The organism is Gottfriedia sp. ABJ_BB2_2 (assembly GCF_055484705.1).
In genome coordinates this window covers 1-450 of sequence record NZ_JBVFKR010000035.1, presented here as the reverse complement: position 1 = coordinate 450, position 450 = coordinate 1, and the positions used below count along the sequence as shown (strand labels likewise).

Genomic DNA, 450 nt, shown 5'->3' with positions numbered 1-450 from the left:
GATTTTAAGTCCTGTGTGTCTGCCATTCCACCACCCCGGCAGCATATGTGGAGCGGAAGACGGGGCTCGAACCCGCGACCCCAACCTTGGCAAGGTTGTATTCTACCACTGAACTACTTCCGCATATGTTGCTTTAAAATGTATGGTGCGGGTGAAGGGACTCGAACCCCCACGTCAATGACACTAGATCCTAAGTCTAGCGCGTCTGCCAATTCCGCCACACCCGCATACATTATTTACAAAAATGGTGAGCCATGAAGGATTCGAACCTTCGACCCTCTGATTAAAAGTCAGATGCTCTACCTACTGAGCTAATGGCTCGAAAAAGAGTGCCGACTAGAGGACTTGAACCCCCAACCTACTGATTACAAGTCAGTTGCTCTACCAATTGAGCTAAGTCGGCATATGGTGGAGGATGACGGGCTCGAACCGCCGACCCCCTGCTTGTAA

Annotated in this window: 4 tRNA genes; all 4 read right to left on the bottom strand. The window is 50.7% G+C overall.

From position 1 onward, the window contains the following. Nucleotides 1–48: 48 nt before the first annotated feature. Nucleotides 49–123, bottom strand: a tRNA-Gly gene (locus ACX6U0_RS21325). 20 nt (nt 124–143) lie between these two features. Then, nucleotides 144–227: transfer RNA gene (locus tag ACX6U0_RS21320), tRNA-Leu, on the bottom strand. A gap of 18 nt (nt 228–245) precedes the next feature. Then, nucleotides 246–321: transfer RNA gene (locus tag ACX6U0_RS21315), tRNA-Lys, on the bottom strand. Between the two features lie 9 nt (nt 322–330). Continuing rightward, nucleotides 331–403, bottom strand: a tRNA-Thr gene (locus ACX6U0_RS21310). Nucleotides 404–450 lie beyond the last annotated feature (47 nt).